This window comes from Thauera sp. (genome assembly GCF_035444905.1).
Lineage (GTDB): Bacteria > Pseudomonadota > Gammaproteobacteria > Burkholderiales > Rhodocyclaceae > Thauera.
Map to the genome: position 1 here is coordinate 57,391 of NZ_DAOMPS010000019.1, position 15,903 is coordinate 73,293.

Here is a 15,903-nt window from a genome sequence, read left to right on the forward strand (position 1 = left end):
TGGCTGAATATAATTACAGCCATGCCGCCTTCGCCCCTTCCGGCTGCCGCCACCGCTGCAGTCGCACCCGACCGTCCCGCGTCCGATCCGCTCGCCCGCCTCAACCCGGCGCAGCGGGCGGCGGTCGAGCATGGAGTCACGGACGAGAAGGGCCGCGCAGGCGGTGGCCCGACGCCGTCGGCGCCGCTGCTGGTGATTGCCGGCGCCGGCTCGGGCAAGACCAACACCCTGGCGCATCGGGTGGCACACCTGATCGCCCACGGCGCCGACCCCTCGCGCATGCTGCTGCTCACCTTCTCGCGCCGTGCGGCGGACGAGATGGGCCGGCGCGTGCGGCGCATCCTGGCTCAGGTCGCCGCCGGCCGCCCCGGCCTGGCGCAGGCCGAGCTGCACTGGTCGGGCACCTTCCACGCCATCGGCGCACGCCTGCTGCGCGATTACGCCGAACGCATCGGGCTGGATGCGGGCTTCACCATCCACGACCGCGAGGACTCGGGCGACCTGATGAACCTGGTGCGCCACGAGGCGGGCCTGTCGGCGACGAAGCAGCGCTTTCCGCAGAAGGGCACCTGCCTGGCGATCTACTCGGCGGCGGTCAATACGCAGGCACCGCTCGCCGAGGTGCTGCAGGCGAGCTTCCCGTGGTGCGCGCAGTGGGAGGGCGAGCTCAAGCGCCTGTTCCGCGGCTATGTCGAGGCCAAGCAGGCGCAGCAGGTGCTGGATTACGACGATCTTCTGCTGTACTGGGCGCAGATGGTGGTCGAGCCTGAACTCGGCGCCGAGATCGGCGGCCTGTTCGACCACGTGCTGGTCGATGAATACCAGGACACCAACCCCCTGCAGGCGGCGATCCTGCTAGCGATGAAGCCCGACGGCCGCGGCCTTACCGTGGTTGGCGACGACGCGCAGTCGATCTACGCCTTCCGCGGCGCGACCGTGCGCAACATCCTCGACTTCCCCGCCGCCTTCGATCCGCCAGCGCAGGTGGTGACACTCGAACGAAATTACCGCTCCACCCGGCCGATCCTGGACGCCGCCAACGCCGTGATCGCGCTCGCCGCCGAGCGCTTCACCAAGAACCTGTGGTCCGAGCGCGAGTCGGCCCAGCGGCCGCGCCTGGTGGCGGTGAAGGACGACGCCGACCAGGCCGCCTTCGTCGTCGATACCGTGCTGGCGCGGCGCGAGGAAGGGCTCAAGCTCAAGCAGCAGGCGGTGCTGTTCCGCGCCTCGGCGCACAGCGCGCGCCTGGAACTGGAGCTCACCCGGCGTAATATCCCGTTCGTGAAGTTCGGCGGCCTCAAGTTCCTCGAGGCGGCCCACGTCAAGGACGTCCTCGCGCTGCTGCGCTGGGCCGAGAACCCGCGCGACCGGATCTCGGGCTTCCGCGCCATCCAGCTGCTCGCCGGCATCGGCCCCAGGACCGCCGGCCGCGTGCTCGACAACGTCTGCGCCGCATCCGAGGGCTGCTCGCTGCTCGCCGAGCAACCGGTGCCCGAGGCCGCGCGCGCCGGCTGGCTGGAATTCGCCGCGCTCGTAGACCGCCTGGCCGAGCGCCCGCGGTGGCCGGCGGACTTCGAGCTCGCCTGCCGCTGGTACGAGGCGCAGATGCCGCGCCTGTACGACGACTTCGCGCTGCGCGTGCTCGACATCCAGCAACTCGCCCGCATCGCCGCCACCAGCCCCAGCCGCCAGCGCTTCCTCACCGAACTGACGCTGGACCCGCCCAGCGCCACCAGCGGCGAGGCCGGCATGCCGCTGCTCGACGAGGACTACCTGATCCTGTCGACCATGCATTCGGCCAAGGGCCAGGAGTGGAACGCGGTGAGCGTGTTGAACGTGGTCGACGGCTGCATCCCGTCCGATGTCGCCACCCGCAACAGCGCCGAGATCGAGGAGGAGCGGCGCCTGCTCTACGTGGCGATGACGCGTGCGAGGGACAGCCTCGATCTCATCGTGCCGCAGCGCTTCTACGTTACCCAGCAGATGGGCATGGGCGACCGCCATGTGTATGCCGGACGCACCCGCTTCATCCCCAACCGCCTGCTCGGTCACTTCGAGCAGCTGAGCTGGCCGCCCCCGCCGCCCGAACTGCAGGGCTCGCCGGCCTCGCGCCAGGCAGCGATCGACCTGGCGGCGAAGATGCGCGACATGTGGCGGTGAGGGGGGGGCCGTGCGCGCCGCGATCGTTGCTGCGCGGGAAGGGCGGTTCCATAATCGGCCACCGTTTCCCTTTTGAAAGGCTGCCCATGGGTCTGTCCGCCGCCGACCTCGACGAAAACGGCCTCAAGATCGGCATCTCGCCCGAGCATTTCCGCGCGGTGGCGATGCCGCTGCTGTTCGACCATCTCAATGCCCAGTGCGAGGGCACGGTGGCGATCAATCGTCAGGCGCGCATCGTGTGGATGAGCGACAAGTACGCGAGCAAGATCGGCCTGGCTGACGGGCGCAGCGCGCTCGGGCGCGAGATTGAGGAGGTGCTGCCGTCGAGCCGGCTGCGCGAGGTGGTCGACAGCGGCCAGCCCAGCCTGCTCGACCTGATGCCCTTCGGCGATGAGCACTTCGTCGTCACCCGCATCCCGTTGCGCGACGACGATGGCCTTGTGGTGGGAGCGCTCGGCTTCGTGCTGTTCGACCGCGCCCGCCACCTGAAGCCGCTGATGGAGAAGTACGGCCGCCTGCAGGCGCGCCTGGCCGAGGCCGAGCGCGCGCTGCTGCAGGCGCGGCGCGCGCGCTATACGATCGCCAACTTCATCGGCACCAGCGCGCTGGCGACCGAGATCAAGCGTCAGGCCCGGCGTGCCGCCCAGCTCGACGCCACGGTGCTCTTGCGTGGCGAGACCGGCACCGGCAAGGAGCTGCTCGCGCAGGGCATCCACAACCTGTCGGCGCGCGCCGACGGCCCTTTCGTCGCGGTGAACATGGCGGCGGTGCCGGACAACCTGGTCGAGGCCGAACTGTTCGGCACCGCGCCCGGCGCCTTCACCGGGGCCGACCGCAAGGCGCGGCTGGGCAAGTTCGAGCTCGCCAACGGTGGCACCCTGTTCCTCGACGAGATCGGCGACCTGTCCCTGCCGCTGCAGGTCAAGCTGCTGCGCGTGCTGCAGGAGCAGCAGGTCGAGCCGCTCGGCTCGAACCAGGTGCGCCCGCTCGACGTGCGGGTGATCGCCGCCACCCATGTGGACCTCGAGGCGCGCGTGGCCGAAGGCAGCTTCCGCGCCGACCTGTTCTACCGTCTGAATGTGCTGGCGCTGCGCGTGCCCAGCCTGCGCGAGCGGCGCGAGGACATCCGCGCCCTGGTCGAGGCCTTGCTCGACGACATCGCCGCGCGCTCCGGTCAGCGTCCGCTCGAGCTCGCCGACGATGCGCTCGCCCTGCTCGCGGCCCAGCCCTGGCCGGGCAACGTGCGCCAGCTGCGCAACCTGCTCGAGCGTGCCCAGTTGAGCGCCGACAGCGGCCCGCTCGATGCGGGCGTGCTCGCCGCGCTGCTGGGCGGCGGCGCGCCGGCCGTCGTCAAGGACGTGCGCGACGCGGATCTGGGTTCGCCCCGCAAGTCGGCTGCGATGCGCCTCGACGAGGGCGTGGAGCCGCTCGCCGACACCCTGGCGCGGGCCGAGTGCAAGGCCCTGCTGTCGGCGCTGCAGGCTTGCGGCGGCAATCGCCGCCTGGCCGCGAGCCGGCTCGGCATCTCGCGCGCCGGGCTCTACGCCAAGCTGCAGCAGCACGGCATCGAGCGCTGAGGCTCGTTGCGGGCTCCGCCGTAGGTGTCCAGAAATCTGGACCGTCCTCCAGTTTGTGTCCGAATTCCTGGTCATGTCCATTCTTCTGGACAATTGCTCGGCCATCCGAGCAGGGCTCGCGCCAATGACAATTGGGAATAAACGGATTCGATAGCCCAATCAGGGCAGGCCATGCAGGCGGACGCGTGAGTCCCTCGTCGTGCCCGAGCGATCACTGCGAGTGGGCTGGCACGCTTGCTGCTCTTGATGGTGGACTGCAGCACCGACTGCGGCTGAAAACCCCAAAAACACCATCCAGGAGGAGGAAGCCCCATGGGCACTCTAGGCATTCTGTTGTCTCTCGCACTGCTGATGTATCTCGCCTACCGCGGCATCAGTGTCCTGTTGCTGGCGCCGCTGCTGGCGCTGTTCGCCGTGCTGATGTCGGGCGAGGCGGCGATGCTGCTGCCGACCTACACCCAGGTCTTCATGAAGGCCATGGGCGGCTACGTGATCCAATTCTTCCCGCTGTTCCTGCTCGGCGCCCTGTTCGGCAAGATGATGGACGACTCAGGCTCGGCACGCGCGATCGCCCACGCCATCGTCGCCAAGGTCGGCAGCCAGCGTGCGATCCTGGCGATCGTGCTCGCCTGCGGCATCCTGACCTACGGCGGCGTGTCGCTGTTCGTGGTCGCCTTCGCGGTGTATCCGATCGGCGCGGCGCTGTTCCGCGAGGCCGGCATTCCGAAGCGGCTGATCCCGGCGGCCATCGCGCTCGGCTCCTTCACCTTCACGATGACCGCGCTGCCCGGCACGCCGGCGATCCAGAACGCGATCCCCAGCCCCTTCTTCGGTACCGACGCCTTCGCCGCGCCCGGCCTCGGCCTGATCGGCGGCCTGATCATGTTCGGCCTCGGCACCTGGTGGCTGAGCGGCCAGGCCAAGAAGCTGATGGCGGCCGGCGAAGGCTACGGCCACCACAGCGGCGAGCCCGACAGCGAGCCGGCGGATGCGCCGCGCCCGGGCTTCTGGATCGCGCTGCTGCCCATCCTGGTGGTGATCGGCCTCAACTTCCTGATGGCCAAGCAGGTGCTGCCCAACCTCGACCACAGCTATCTCGCCAAGCCGGAGTTCGGCGGCCTGCAGGATGCGCGCTCGCTGATCGGTATCTGGTCGATCATCGTCGCGCTGTCGGCTTCCATCATGTTGCTGGTGGTGCTGCACTGGACGCGCTGGGCCAACCTGATGAAGACGGTCAACGAGGGTTCCTTCGGCTCCATGCTGCCCATCCTCAACACCGCGACCGAGGTCGGCTACGGCACCGTGATCGCCTCGCTCGCCGGCTTCGTCGTGATCCGCGACCTGGTGCTCGGCATCGCACCGGGCAACCCGCTGATCTCCGAGGCGGTGGCGGTGAACGTGCTCGCCGGCATCACCGGCTCGGCCTCGGGCGGCATGTCGATCGCGCTGAAGACGCTGGGCGCCGAGTATCTCGCCATGGCCAACGCCGCCGGCATCAGCCCCGAGCTGCTGCACCGCATCGCCACCATGGCCTCGGGCTGCATGGACTCGCTGCCGCACAACGGCGCGGTGATCTCGCTGCTGTCGATCTGCCGCCTGACCCATCGCGAGTCCTACGGCTTCATCGCCATGAACACGGTGGTGTTCCCGCTCGTCGCGTTGGTGGTGGTGATCACCCTCGGCACGCTGTTCGGCAGCTTCTGACCGTCGCGAGGAGGAGATCCGCATGAGTACGACCACCCATCCGATGGCCGCCTCGCTGCGCGCGGCCGACACCGGCAAGATCGTGTCGGCGCGCGAGGCAGTGCGCCTGATCCGCAGCGGCGACACGGTCGCCACCGGCGGCTTCGTCGGCATCGGCTTCCCCGAGAGCATCGCGATCGCCCTCGAGGAACGCTTCCTCGAGGGCGGCGAAGCCGGTGCCGAGGGCCGCGGTGCGCCGCGCGACCTGACGCTGGTGTACGCTGCCGGCCAGGGCGACGGCAAGGACCGCGGCCTCAATCATCTCGGCCACGACGGCCTGGTGGCGCGCGTGATCGGCGGCCACTGGGGCCTGGTGCCCAAGTTGCAGGCGCTCGCGGTGGACAACCGCATCGAGGCCTGGAACCTGCCGCAGGGGGTGATCTCGCATCTGTTCCGCGACATCGCCGCGGGCAAGCCCGGCACGCTGACCCGGGTCGGGCTGGGCACCTTCGTCGATCCGCGCTTCGGCGGCGGCAAGCTCAACGCGCGCACTACCACCGAGCTGGTGCGGCTGATGCCGATCGACGGCGAGGACTACCTCTTCTACCAGGCCTTCCCGATCCACGTCGGTATCATCCGCGGCACCACCGCCGACCCCGACGGCAACGTCACCATGGAAAAGGAGGCGCTGACGCTGGAGGCGCGCGCGATCGCGATGGCCGCACGCAACTCCGGCGGCATCGTCATCGTGCAGGTCGAGCGCGTCGCCGAGCGCGGCTCGCTCAATCCCCGCCAGGTGCAGGTGCCCGGCGTGCTGGTCGACTGCGTGGTGGTGGCCGAGCGCCCCGAGCACCACATGCAGACCTATGCCGAGCAGTACAACCCGGCTTTCGCCGGCGAGATCCGGGTGCCGATGTCGGCGATCGGCGCGATGCCGATGGGCGCGCGCAAGATCATCGCCCGCCGTGCGGCGATGGAACTCAAGCCCGACGCGGTGGTGAACCTGGGCATCGGCATGCCCGAGGGCGTCGCCGCCGTGGCCGCCGAGGAGCAGGTCATCGACCTGCTGACGCTGACCGCCGAGCCCGGCGTGATCGGCGGCATCCCGGCCGGCGGACTGTCCTTCGGCGCGGCGGTGAACACCCAGGCCATCATCGACCAGCCCAGCCAGTTCGACTTCTACGACGGCGGCGGCCTGGACATCGCCTTCCTCGGCCTCGCCCAGGCCGACCGCGAGGGCAACCTCAACGTGTCCAAGTTCGGGCCGCGGCTCGCCGGGGCAGGCGGCTTCATCAACATCTCGCAGAACGCCAAGAAGGTGGTCTTCGTCGGCACCTTCACCGCCGGCGCGTTACAGGTGGCGGTGAAAAACGAAGGCCTGCGCATCGTGCAGGACGGCGAGGCGCGCAAGTTCGTCGACGCGGTCGAGCACCGCACCTTCAGCGGGCCGCAGGCGGTGAAGTGGCAGCAGGACGTGCTCTACGTCACCGAGCGCTGCGTGTTCCGCCTGGGCGACGAGGGCCTCGAGCTGATCGAGATCGCGCCCGGCGTGGACCTGCAGCGCGACATCCTCGATCGCATGGACTTCATGCCGGTGATCAAGCGTCCGCCCGCGCTGATGGACGCACGCATCTTCGCCGACGCGCCGATGGGGCTGCGCCACGACCTGCTCGACATTCCGCTCGCCCAGCGCCTGTCCTACGATGCGCAGCAGGACGTGTTCTTCATCGATTTCGAGGGCTTGTCGGTGCGCACGCCGCAGGACATCGCCGACATCCGCGACGCGGTCTGCGCCGCGCTCGCGCCGCTCGGACGCAAGGTCGATGCCGTGGTCAACTACGACCGCTTCTCGATCGTGCCCGAGCGGGTGGACGACTACGTCGAGATGGTGAAGGGCCTTATGGATGCGCACTACCGCACCGTCACGCGCTACACCGCCAACGGCTTCCTGCGCATGAAGCTCGGCGAGGAACTGGAGAAGCGGCGCATTCCGGCACACTTCTACGAAAGCGCCAGCGAGGCGCGGCGCCGGCTGGGCGCTGGCTGACGCGCAGCCCCCTGCGTCAGCCGGCGGGCTTGCCCTGCAGCCACTGGCGCAGCGCCTCGGCGTTGTTGTGCGCGGAATCCCGGGCGCCGTAGAGCAGGGTGAGCACCGGCTGGGTGGCGATCAGGCGGCGCAGCTCGGTGAGCGCCTCGGCGGCGGCCGGGGCCTGCAATTCCTCGCCGTAGCGATGGCGGAATTCGGCCCAGCGTGCGGCCTCGTGGGCGAACCACTTGCGCAGTTCGTTGGAGGGCGCGAGCTCGCGCAGCCAGTGGTCGACCTGCGCGGCTTCGCGCGTGAGCCCGCGTGGCCACAGCCGGTCGACCAGCACCCGACAGCCGTCGGTCGCTGCCGGGGGGTCGTAGACGCGGCGCACGCGCAGCTCCACGGCGTGCTCAGATGGCCATGCCGCTGTCGTTGAACATGCCCTCGAACAGGATCGAGCTCAGGTAGCGCTCGCCCGAGTCGGGCAGGATCACGACGATGGTCTTGCCCGCGTTCTCGGGCTTCTTCGCCAGCCGCACCGCGACCGCCGCCGCCGCGCCGCAGGAGATGCCGGACAGGATCCCTTCCTCGAGCGCCAGCCGGCGTGCATACAGCACGGCGTCCTCGTTGCTGACCTGCTCGACGCTGTCGACCAGCTCGAGGTCGAGCACCTTGGGGACGAAGCCGGCGCCGATGCCCTGGATCTTGTGCGGCGCCGGGGCGAGCGGCTGGCCGGCGAGCGTCTGCGTCAGCACCGGGCTGGCGGCCGGCTCCACCGCCACCGACTGGATGGTCTTGCCGCGCGTGCGCTTGATGTAGCGCGACACGCCGGTGATGGTGCCGCCGGTGCCGACGCCGGAGACCAGGATGTCGATGCCGCCGTCGGTGTCGTTCCAGATCTCGGGTCCGGTGGTGGTCTCGTGGATCGCCGGGTTGGCCGGGTTCTCGAACTGTTGCAGCAGCACGTAGCGCCCGGGGTCGCCGGCGACGATCTCGTTGGCCTTCGCGATCGCCCCGCTCATGCCCTTGGCGCCTTCGGTCAGCACCAGCTTCGCGCCATAGGCGACGAGCAGCTTGCGCCGCTCGATGCTCATCGTCTCGGGCATCGTCAGCGTCAGCGGAATGCCGCGTGCGGCGCACACGAAGGCGAGCGCGATGCCGGTGTTGCCGCTGGTGGGCTCGACGATCTCCTTGCCCGGGCCGAGGCGGCCGTGCGCTTCGGCGTCCTTGACCATGGAGGCGCCGATGCGGCACTTGACCGAGTAGGCCGGGTTGCGGCCCTCGATCTTGGCCAGCACGGTGGCCGGGGCGCCGTCGACGATGCGGTTGAGGCGGACGAGCGGGGTGTGGCCGATGGAGTCGGCATTGTCTTGATACCAGTGGGGCATGGGGCTGTCCTCGTGCGTGGATGGAGTAGCGGGCTTCCTGAGTATAGGCAAGCATCCCGCCCTGCGGGGTCGGCTGTGGCGGCTTCAGTCTGGTCTGGCATCGCGCTCGCCGCAGTGGGCGAGGATCTGCGCGCGCACCGCATCACGCAGGGCGAGCAGGTCGTGCCAGTCCTCGCCCGCGGGCTGCACCGGGGGGCAGACGGTCACCGCCAGTGCGCCGCGGCGGGGCCACCAGCTGCGATCGCGCAGCACGCTGCGGGTGCCGGCCAGCGCCACCGGCACCACCGGCAGGCCCAGGCGCGCGGCGGTCTGAAAGGCGCCGAGGCGAAAGGCCTGCAGGCCCTCGCGCGGGCCGAAGGTGCCCTCGGCGAAGAACAGCAACGGCACGCCCTCCCCGGCGTGCGTGCCGAGCGCGTGCGCATCCTCGATGCCGCGCAAGGTATCGAAGCGCTCGACGAAGACGGTGCCCAGGCGCTCGAACAATGTGCGCAGCGGCCGGCTGGCGCGGAATTCGGCCTTCGCCACGAAGCGCACCGGTCGTGGCAGCGCCGCCGCGAGCACGACGCCGTCGACGTAGCTGGCGTGGTTGGCCACCACCACGCAGTTGCCGGCGGGCAGCTGCGCCAGGCCCTCGACCCGCAGCGGGCAGGCGCACAACCAGCGGTACAGGCGGGCGAGGCGGTGCGCGACCGCCCAGCGTTGCTCGAGTCGTGGCAGGCCGACGAGGGCGAGCACGGTGAGCGGGGCGAGCAGGGCGAAGCCGGCCCACGCCCAGCCGGCGTAGAGCGCGCCTGGCAGCGCGCGCAGTCGTCCGCCCAGGCTGGCGGCCTGCAGGCGCAGGATCTGCAGCCAGGCGGCGCGCACCGGCGCCCCGAGGCTGCCGTCGAGATAGGCGGCGCGCACCGAGGCGCGGCGGATCTTGCCGCTCGAGGTCTTGAGCACTGCGTGTGGCGGCGCCAGCACGATCTCGTCGGGGGCGAGCTCGAGCTGGTCCATCGCCGCCGCGACGATGCGCTGCTCGAGCTGCCGGCGTGCGGCCTCATCCTGCAGGCGGGTCTCGGCCACCACCACCAGGCGTTCCTCGCCGGCCTGTTCGCGTTGCACGCCGAACACCGCGACGCAGCCCTTGCGCACGCCCGGCAGCTCGCCGATCGCCTGCTCGAGGTCGTAAGGGTAGATGTTGCGGCCGGCGCGGATGATCATCTCCTTGGCCCGGCCGGTGATGTAGAGCTCGCCATCGGCGAGATAGGCGTGGTCGCCGGTCGCCAGCCAGCCGTCGTGGAACAGCGCGGCGCTGGCCTGCGGGTTGCGGTAGTAGCCGGCGGTTGCCGAGGGGCCGCGGAACTCGAGCGCGCCGACCTGGCGCTCGGGCAGCGGCCGGCCCTCGCCATCGACGATGCGCAGCGCGTGGCCGGGCAGGGCCGGGCCGCAGGACACGATGCGCGCCGCGTCACCCGCGCGGCCATCCCCATCCCGGTCCCCATCCCGGTTCCCCTCCCCACGCGCGCCGTCCGCTGCGGCGGACCATGGCCGCGCCTTGCCTTCGCACGTGAGCGCCGTGCGCGAGACCCGATCCACCACCACACCGCGGCCGGGCGGCGGCACACACAGGCCCACCGAGCATTCGGCGAGGCCGTACACCGGCATCAGGGCGCCCGGGTCCAGGCCGTAGGGGGCGAAGGTGGTGGCAAAGCGCGCCAGCGTGTCCGGATTGACCGGCTCGGCGCCGTTCGCCGCCAGACGCCAGCTCGACAGGTCGAGGCCGCTGAGGTCCTGGTCGGCGAGCCGCTTCACGCACAGCTCGAAGGCGAAGTTGGGGGCGGCGGTGACCGTGCCGCGGTGGCGATGGATCGCCCACAGCCAGCGCTCGGGGCGGGCGAGGAAGTCCAGCGGCGACATCAGGATCAGCGGCAGGCCGTGGTACAGGCTGCCCAGCCAGGTGCCGATCAGGCCCATGTCGTGGTACAGCGGCAGCCAGCTCACGCACACGTCGCGCGCGCTCAGCGCGGCGGCCTGGCCCCAGGCGCGGATGTTGGCGAGCAGGTTGGCATGGCTCAGCGCCACGCCCTTGGGGTCGCCGGTGGAGCCGGAGGTGTACTGGATCAGCGCGAGCTCGCCCGCGCGCGCCGGATGCGCCCCGCCATGGCTGCCGGCGCTGGACTGCGGGTGGGCGTGGGTGGCCAGTTCGGCCGGCGTGGTGACGTGGGCGAGGGCGGGCGACAGTCCGGCGAGCATGCGTGCCAGCGGGCGCACGCGGTCGAAGGTGATCAGCACCGGCGCCTCGCAGTTGCGCAGGATGCCGGCCTGGCGGCGCAGGTGCTCCTCGAGCTGGTTGGGGCGCGCCGGCGGGTACATGGGTACCGGCACCGCGCCGGCGCGCAGGATGCCGAAGAAGCAACGGAAGAAATCGAGCCCCGAGGGCAGCATCAGCGCGACGCAGTCGCCCGTCCGCACGCCCAGGCCGCGCAGGCTGTCGGCCACCCGCGTGGCGCCGTCGGCGAGCTCGGCGTAGCTCATCGTCTCGAGCCGATCCTCGCTGGCGTAGAAGCTGACGTGGGTGCGCGCCGGGTGACGGGCGAGGTGCCAGTCGAGCACCTCGAGCAAGCTGCGGGCGGCCTCGGGCAGCTCATCGCCGGCGCCTCCGGCATCGGCATCCGCAGCGGCTTCAGGGGCAGCCTGGGCGGGCGGCAGCGCCTGGCGCAGCGTGCTGCTGCCCGCGTCCGAGCCCCCGTGCTCCGCTGTCCGGGCGTGGGCAATCGCGGCGAGCAGGTCGCGCGGGGTCTCGGCCGCACCCAGCACCTCGGCCGGCAGATGCACGCCATACTGGCGCTCGATGCGGGCCAGCAGCTCGACACGACTCAGGCTGTCGAGGCCGAGCTCGCGGTCGAGCGCGCTGTCCAGGCTCGCCGGGCGCTGGGCGCCGGGCTGCAGCTCGCGCACCAGGGTGTCGATCAGCGCCAGCAGGGCGCCCGCATCCTGCGGGTCGGCCGCCTTGGGGAGGGGCATCCAGGGATTCCTCATGCATGCCAGGAGAGGGCTCACGTTAGCGCCGCAGGGGGCGCAGGGCAAGCCAGTGGGGCGTCCAGGCACGAGGGCGGACGCAATCGGCGTACGCGACGGCTTCCAGCACGGCACGACCGGCGCGCCGCCCCCGCCCGCAGCCCGCTCACCCGGCGCTCGCGCCGCTTGGTAAGATCGCGGCCCATGTTGCTCGACGCCCCACATCGCCCCTTGCCGCGCTCGAACGCGCCCCGCTGTCGCCTCCGGCCCCGCCCGGGAGTCCGCCATGGCTGATCAGCTCGCACTCGGCCTGCGCGATGTCGCCGCACTCGGGCAGGTGTTCACCCCGGAGCCCGTGGTACGCGCGATGCTGGCGCTGCGCCGCAATAACGGCCGCGTGCTGGAGCCTTCCTGTGGGGATGGCGCCTTCCTGCGCCACCTGCCGGGCGCAGTCGGGCTCGAGCTCGACCCCGACCACTGCCCGCCCGGTGCGCAGGCGATCGACTTCTTCGCCTATCCCGAGCGCGAGCAGTTCGACACCATCATCGGCAACCCGCCCTATGTGCGCTGCCAGGACATCCCCGCGGCGACGCAGGCGCTGATCGCGCGCGGCCACTTCGGACGCTGCCTCGACCGCCGCGCCAACCTCTACCTGTTCTTCATCGACAAGTGTCTGCGCCACCTGAAGCCGGGTGGCGAGCTGATCTTCATCACGCCGCGCGACTTCCTCAAGGCGACCTCGGCGGTCAAGCTCAACCGCCTGCTGTTCGAGGCCGGCAGCATCACCGATGCGATCGAGCTCGGCGATGCGCGCGTGTTCGCCGATGCGGTGCCGAACTGCCTGATCTGGCGCTTCGAGAAAGGCTGCAGCACGCGCGAGATGCGCTACTGCGAGATCGGCGTCGGCGACGAGCTCGCCGTGGCGCTCGCCGCGCCGGCGTGGGAGACGCGCCACTTCATCGAATGCGCCGGACACCTGATGTTCGCCCGTGGCGATTACCCGCTGCGGCTGTCGGACGTGGCCTTCGTCAAGGTCGGCGCGGTGTCGGGGGCGGATGAGCTGTACACGGACGCGGTGCATGGCAACCGCGACTTCGTGTGCTCCTCCACCGTCAGCACCGGCCAGACGCGGCGCATGATCTGGAGCGAGCCGGGCGGGCCGCCACCGGAGGTGCTGGTGCCGCACAAGGCCCGCCTGCTGCAGCGCAAGGTGACGAAGTTCGATGAATCGAACTGGTGGATGTGGGGGCGCATGCACCATCGCAGCGCCCAGCCGCGTGTCTATGTGAACGGCAAGACGCGGGTGGCGCGACCCTTTTTCGTGCACCCGTGCACCGACTACGACGGCGCGGTGATGGCGGTGTTTCCGCTGCGGGCCGATGTGGACATCGAGGCCTTCCGCGATGCGCTCAATGCGGTCGACTGGGCGGATCTCGGCTTTGTCTGCGATGGCCGCTTCCTGTTCACCCAGCGCAGCCTGGAGAACGCGCCGCTGCCGGCGGCCTTCGCCGAGTTCCTGCCGGCGGCTTGAGGCCGGGCCTTCGCGGGCTCGTCTTGCGCGGCGCGGCAGGGCGCTGCAAGGTTTCGCTAAGATTCCATTAAGTATCTGTTAATAAAGAAGTTTTTTATGACTGCGTAAGCGGAATGTAAGCCTTCCCTCCTTAATGTGTCGGTAACCGGGCGGCCGTCCGGTGCTTTCACCGCTGAAGGAGAGAGACATGGAAAACGACATGGCAGCGAGGATCGCCGCCAACCCCAAGTACCAGCAGCTCGTGAGCACGCGCTCGCGCTTCGGCTGGATCCTCACCGCGATCATGATGGTCGTGTACTACGGCTACATCGCCATCATCGCCTTCGACAAGGAGCTGCTCTCCGCGCGTCTGGGCGAGGGCGTGACCACGGTCGGCATCCCGATCGGGCTCGGCGTGATCTTCTTCACCATCCTCATCACCGGCTTCTACGTGCGTCGCGCGAACTCCGAGTTCGACCGCCTGACCCACGAAATCGTGCAGGAGAGCAGCAAGTGAGCGCGACGAACATGAAACTCGTGGGCGGGCTCGCGCTCGCCCTGCTGTCCTCGCTGGCGCTGGCCGCGGGCGGCGATCTCGGCCAGGCCGAGAAGCAGGCCACCAACTGGACGGCCATCATGATGTTCGGCGTGTTCGTCCTCGGCACGCTCTACATCACCAAGTGGGCGGCGGCGAAGACCAAGTCGGCGTCCGACTTCTACACCGCCGGTGGCGGCATCACCGGCTTCCAGAACGGCCTGGCGATCGCCGGCGACTACATGTCGGCGGCCTCCTTCCTCGGCATTTCGGCCGCGGTGATGATGAACGGCTACGACGGCCTGATCTACTCGATCGGCTTCCTGGTCGGCTGGCCGGTGATCACCTTCCTGATGGCCGAGCGCCTGCGCAACCTGGGCAAGTTCACCTTCGCCGACGTCGCCGCCTACCGCTTCCAGCAGACCCCGATCCGTGCCTTCGCGGCCTCGGGCACCCTGGTCGTGGTGGCCTTCTACCTGATCGCGCAGATGGTCGGCGCGGGCCAGCTCATCAAACTGCTGTTCGGCCTCGAGTACTGGATGGCGGTGCTCATCGTCGGCGCGCTGATGATGATCTACGTGCTGTTCGGCGGCATGACCGCGACCACCTGGGTGCAGATCATCAAGGCCTGTCTGCTGCTTGCCGGGGCCAGCTTCATGGCCTTCATGGTGTTGCTGAGCTACGGCTTCTCGCCCGAGGCGATGTTCGCCGACGCGGTCCGCATCAAGACCGAAGTCGCCAGCGCCGGCGGCAAGACGGCCGAGGAAGCGTCGACGATCGGCCAGGCCATCATGGGCCCGGGCTCCTTCATCAAGGACCCGATCTCGGCGATCTCCTTCGGCATGGCGCTGATGTTCGGCACCGCCGGCCTGCCCCACGTGCTGATGCGCTTCTTCACCGTGCCGGACGCCAAGCAGGCGCGCAAGTCGGTGTTCTGGGCGACGACCTGGATCGGCTACTTCTACATCCTCACCTTCATCATCGGCTTCGGTGCGATCGTGCTGGTGTCGACCAATCCGGACTTCCTCGACGCCAAGGGCGGCCTGATCGGCGGTGGCAACATGGCGGCGATCCATCTCGCCAACGCGGTCGGCGGCAACGTGTTCCTCGGCTTCATCTCGGCGGTGGCGTTCGCGACCATCCTCGCGGTGGTCGCCGGCCTGACCCTGTCGGGCGCCTCGGCGGTGTCGCACGACCTCTACGCCACGGTGTTCAAGCATGGCAACGCCGACTCGGCCTCGGAACTGCGGGTGTCGCGCATCACCACCCTGGTGCTCGGCTTCATCGCGGTCATCCTGGGCATCGCCTTCGAGAAACAGAACATCGCCTTCATGGTGTCGCTGGCCTTCGCGATCGCCGCCTCGGCCAACTTCCCGGTGCTGTTCATGTCGGTGCTGTGGAAGGACTGCACCACCCGCGGCGCGACCATCGGCGGCTTCATCGGCCTGATCACCGCGGTGGTGCTGACCGTCGTGTCGCCGTCGGTGTGGGAAGCCACGCTGGGCAACCCCAAGGGTTCGGCGCTGTTCCCCTACGCGTCGCCGGCGCTGTTCTCGATGGCGGCGGGCTTCATCGGCATCTGGCTGTTCTCGATCCTCGACCGGAGCGCGCTGGCCCGCGCCGACCGCGCCGGCTACCTGGCGCAGAAGGTCCGCTCGGAAACCGGCATCGGTGCGGCGGCGGCGTCGGCACACTGAGGCCTGATCCGCTCGACGGCGCCCCTCGGGGGCGTCGGCGGGGGGCAGCGGCAGGCGCGGGGCGGTGGGCGAAGGCTCACCGCCCCGTTGCCTTGTGGGCCGGCAGACGCACGCGCACGCAGGTGCCGCGGCCGTCCGGCCCATCGGCGATGTCGATCTGCCCACCGTGACCCCGCACGATCTCGCGTGCGATCGACAGACCGAGACCGCTGCCGCTGGCGGCGTTGAGCTGACCGTCGGCGGCGTGGCGGTAGAAGCGCTCGAAGACCCGCTCGCGCACCGCCTGCGGGATGCCGGGGCCGTCGTCGCTGACCTCGAGCACGACCT

Annotated in this window: 11 protein-coding genes; 7 read left to right on the forward strand and 4 right to left on the reverse strand. The window is 70.0% G+C overall.

Annotation, left to right across the window (positions count from 1 at the left end; all coding sequences use genetic code 11):
- The first annotated feature begins 21 nt into the window (after positions 1–21).
- The 4 genes from PLC66_RS10695 (at position 22) to PLC66_RS10710 (ending at position 7,467) form a co-directional block, all read left to right on the forward strand.
- The gene (locus tag PLC66_RS10695; protein WP_324540172.1) at positions 22–2,160 is read left to right on the forward strand and encodes an ATP-dependent helicase; all 2,139 of its coding nucleotides are present in this window, start codon (positions 22–24) and stop codon (positions 2,158–2,160) included.
- An 86-nt stretch (positions 2,161–2,246) separates the two neighbouring features.
- Positions 2,247–3,737, forward strand: coding sequence for a sigma-54 interaction domain-containing protein (locus PLC66_RS10700; RefSeq protein ID WP_324540174.1), 1,491 nt, complete (start codon positions 2,247–2,249; stop codon positions 3,735–3,737).
- A gap of 312 nt (positions 3,738–4,049) precedes the next feature.
- The gene (locus tag PLC66_RS10705) at positions 4,050–5,441 is read left to right on the forward strand and encodes a GntP family permease (RefSeq protein WP_324540176.1); all 1,392 of its coding nucleotides are present in this window, start codon (positions 4,050–4,052) and stop codon (positions 5,439–5,441) included.
- Positions 5,442–5,463: 22 nt separating this feature from the next.
- A complete protein-coding gene (locus PLC66_RS10710; protein WP_324540178.1) occupies positions 5,464–7,467 on the forward strand; it encodes an acyl CoA:acetate/3-ketoacid CoA transferase in 2,004 nt (667 codons plus the stop codon).
- A gap of 16 nt (positions 7,468–7,483) precedes the next feature.
- Here PLC66_RS10710 and PLC66_RS10715 read toward each other — a convergent pair whose 3' ends face one another.
- The 3 genes from PLC66_RS10715 to PLC66_RS10725 form a co-directional block, all read right to left on the reverse strand.
- The gene (locus PLC66_RS10715) at positions 7,484–7,837 is read right to left on the reverse strand and encodes a DUF488 domain-containing protein (protein WP_324540179.1); all 354 of its coding nucleotides are present in this window, start codon (positions 7,835–7,837) and stop codon (positions 7,484–7,486) included.
- A gap of 19 nt (positions 7,838–7,856) precedes the next feature.
- Positions 7,857–8,834 carry a cysteine synthase A gene (gene cysK, locus PLC66_RS10720; RefSeq protein WP_324540181.1) on the reverse strand — a complete coding sequence of 326 codons (978 nt, stop codon included), beginning with the start codon at positions 8,832–8,834 and terminating at the stop codon, positions 7,857–7,859.
- 84 nt (positions 8,835–8,918) lie between these two features.
- Positions 8,919–11,840 (reverse strand): AMP-binding protein, encoded by a 2,922-nt coding sequence (locus PLC66_RS10725; RefSeq protein ID WP_324540183.1) that lies wholly within the window; start codon positions 11,838–11,840, stop codon positions 8,919–8,921.
- A 280-nt stretch (positions 11,841–12,120) separates the two neighbouring features.
- Here PLC66_RS10725 and PLC66_RS10730 point away from each other — a divergent pair, with 280 nt between their 5' ends.
- From PLC66_RS10730 to PLC66_RS10740, 3 genes are all read left to right on the forward strand, one after another.
- On the forward strand, positions 12,121–13,365 hold the full coding sequence (locus PLC66_RS10730) for an Eco57I restriction-modification methylase domain-containing protein (protein WP_324540185.1): 1,245 nt from the start codon (positions 12,121–12,123) through the stop codon (positions 13,363–13,365).
- Positions 13,366–13,552: 187 nt separating this feature from the next.
- A complete protein-coding gene (locus tag PLC66_RS10735) occupies positions 13,553–13,861 on the forward strand; it encodes a DUF485 domain-containing protein (RefSeq protein WP_324540187.1) in 309 nt (102 codons plus the stop codon).
- Between the two features lie 11 nt (positions 13,862–13,872).
- Complete coding sequence (locus PLC66_RS10740; protein WP_324540191.1) at positions 13,873–15,576, forward strand: cation acetate symporter; 1,704 nt, start codon at positions 13,873–13,875, stop codon at positions 15,574–15,576.
- A gap of 76 nt (positions 15,577–15,652) precedes the next feature.
- On the opposite strand, the gene PLC66_RS10745 is transcribed toward PLC66_RS10740, so the two are convergent.
- Positions 15,653–15,903, reverse strand: a 251-nt coding sequence (locus PLC66_RS10745) for a sensor histidine kinase (RefSeq protein WP_324540189.1), incomplete at its 5' end; no start/stop codon positions are given.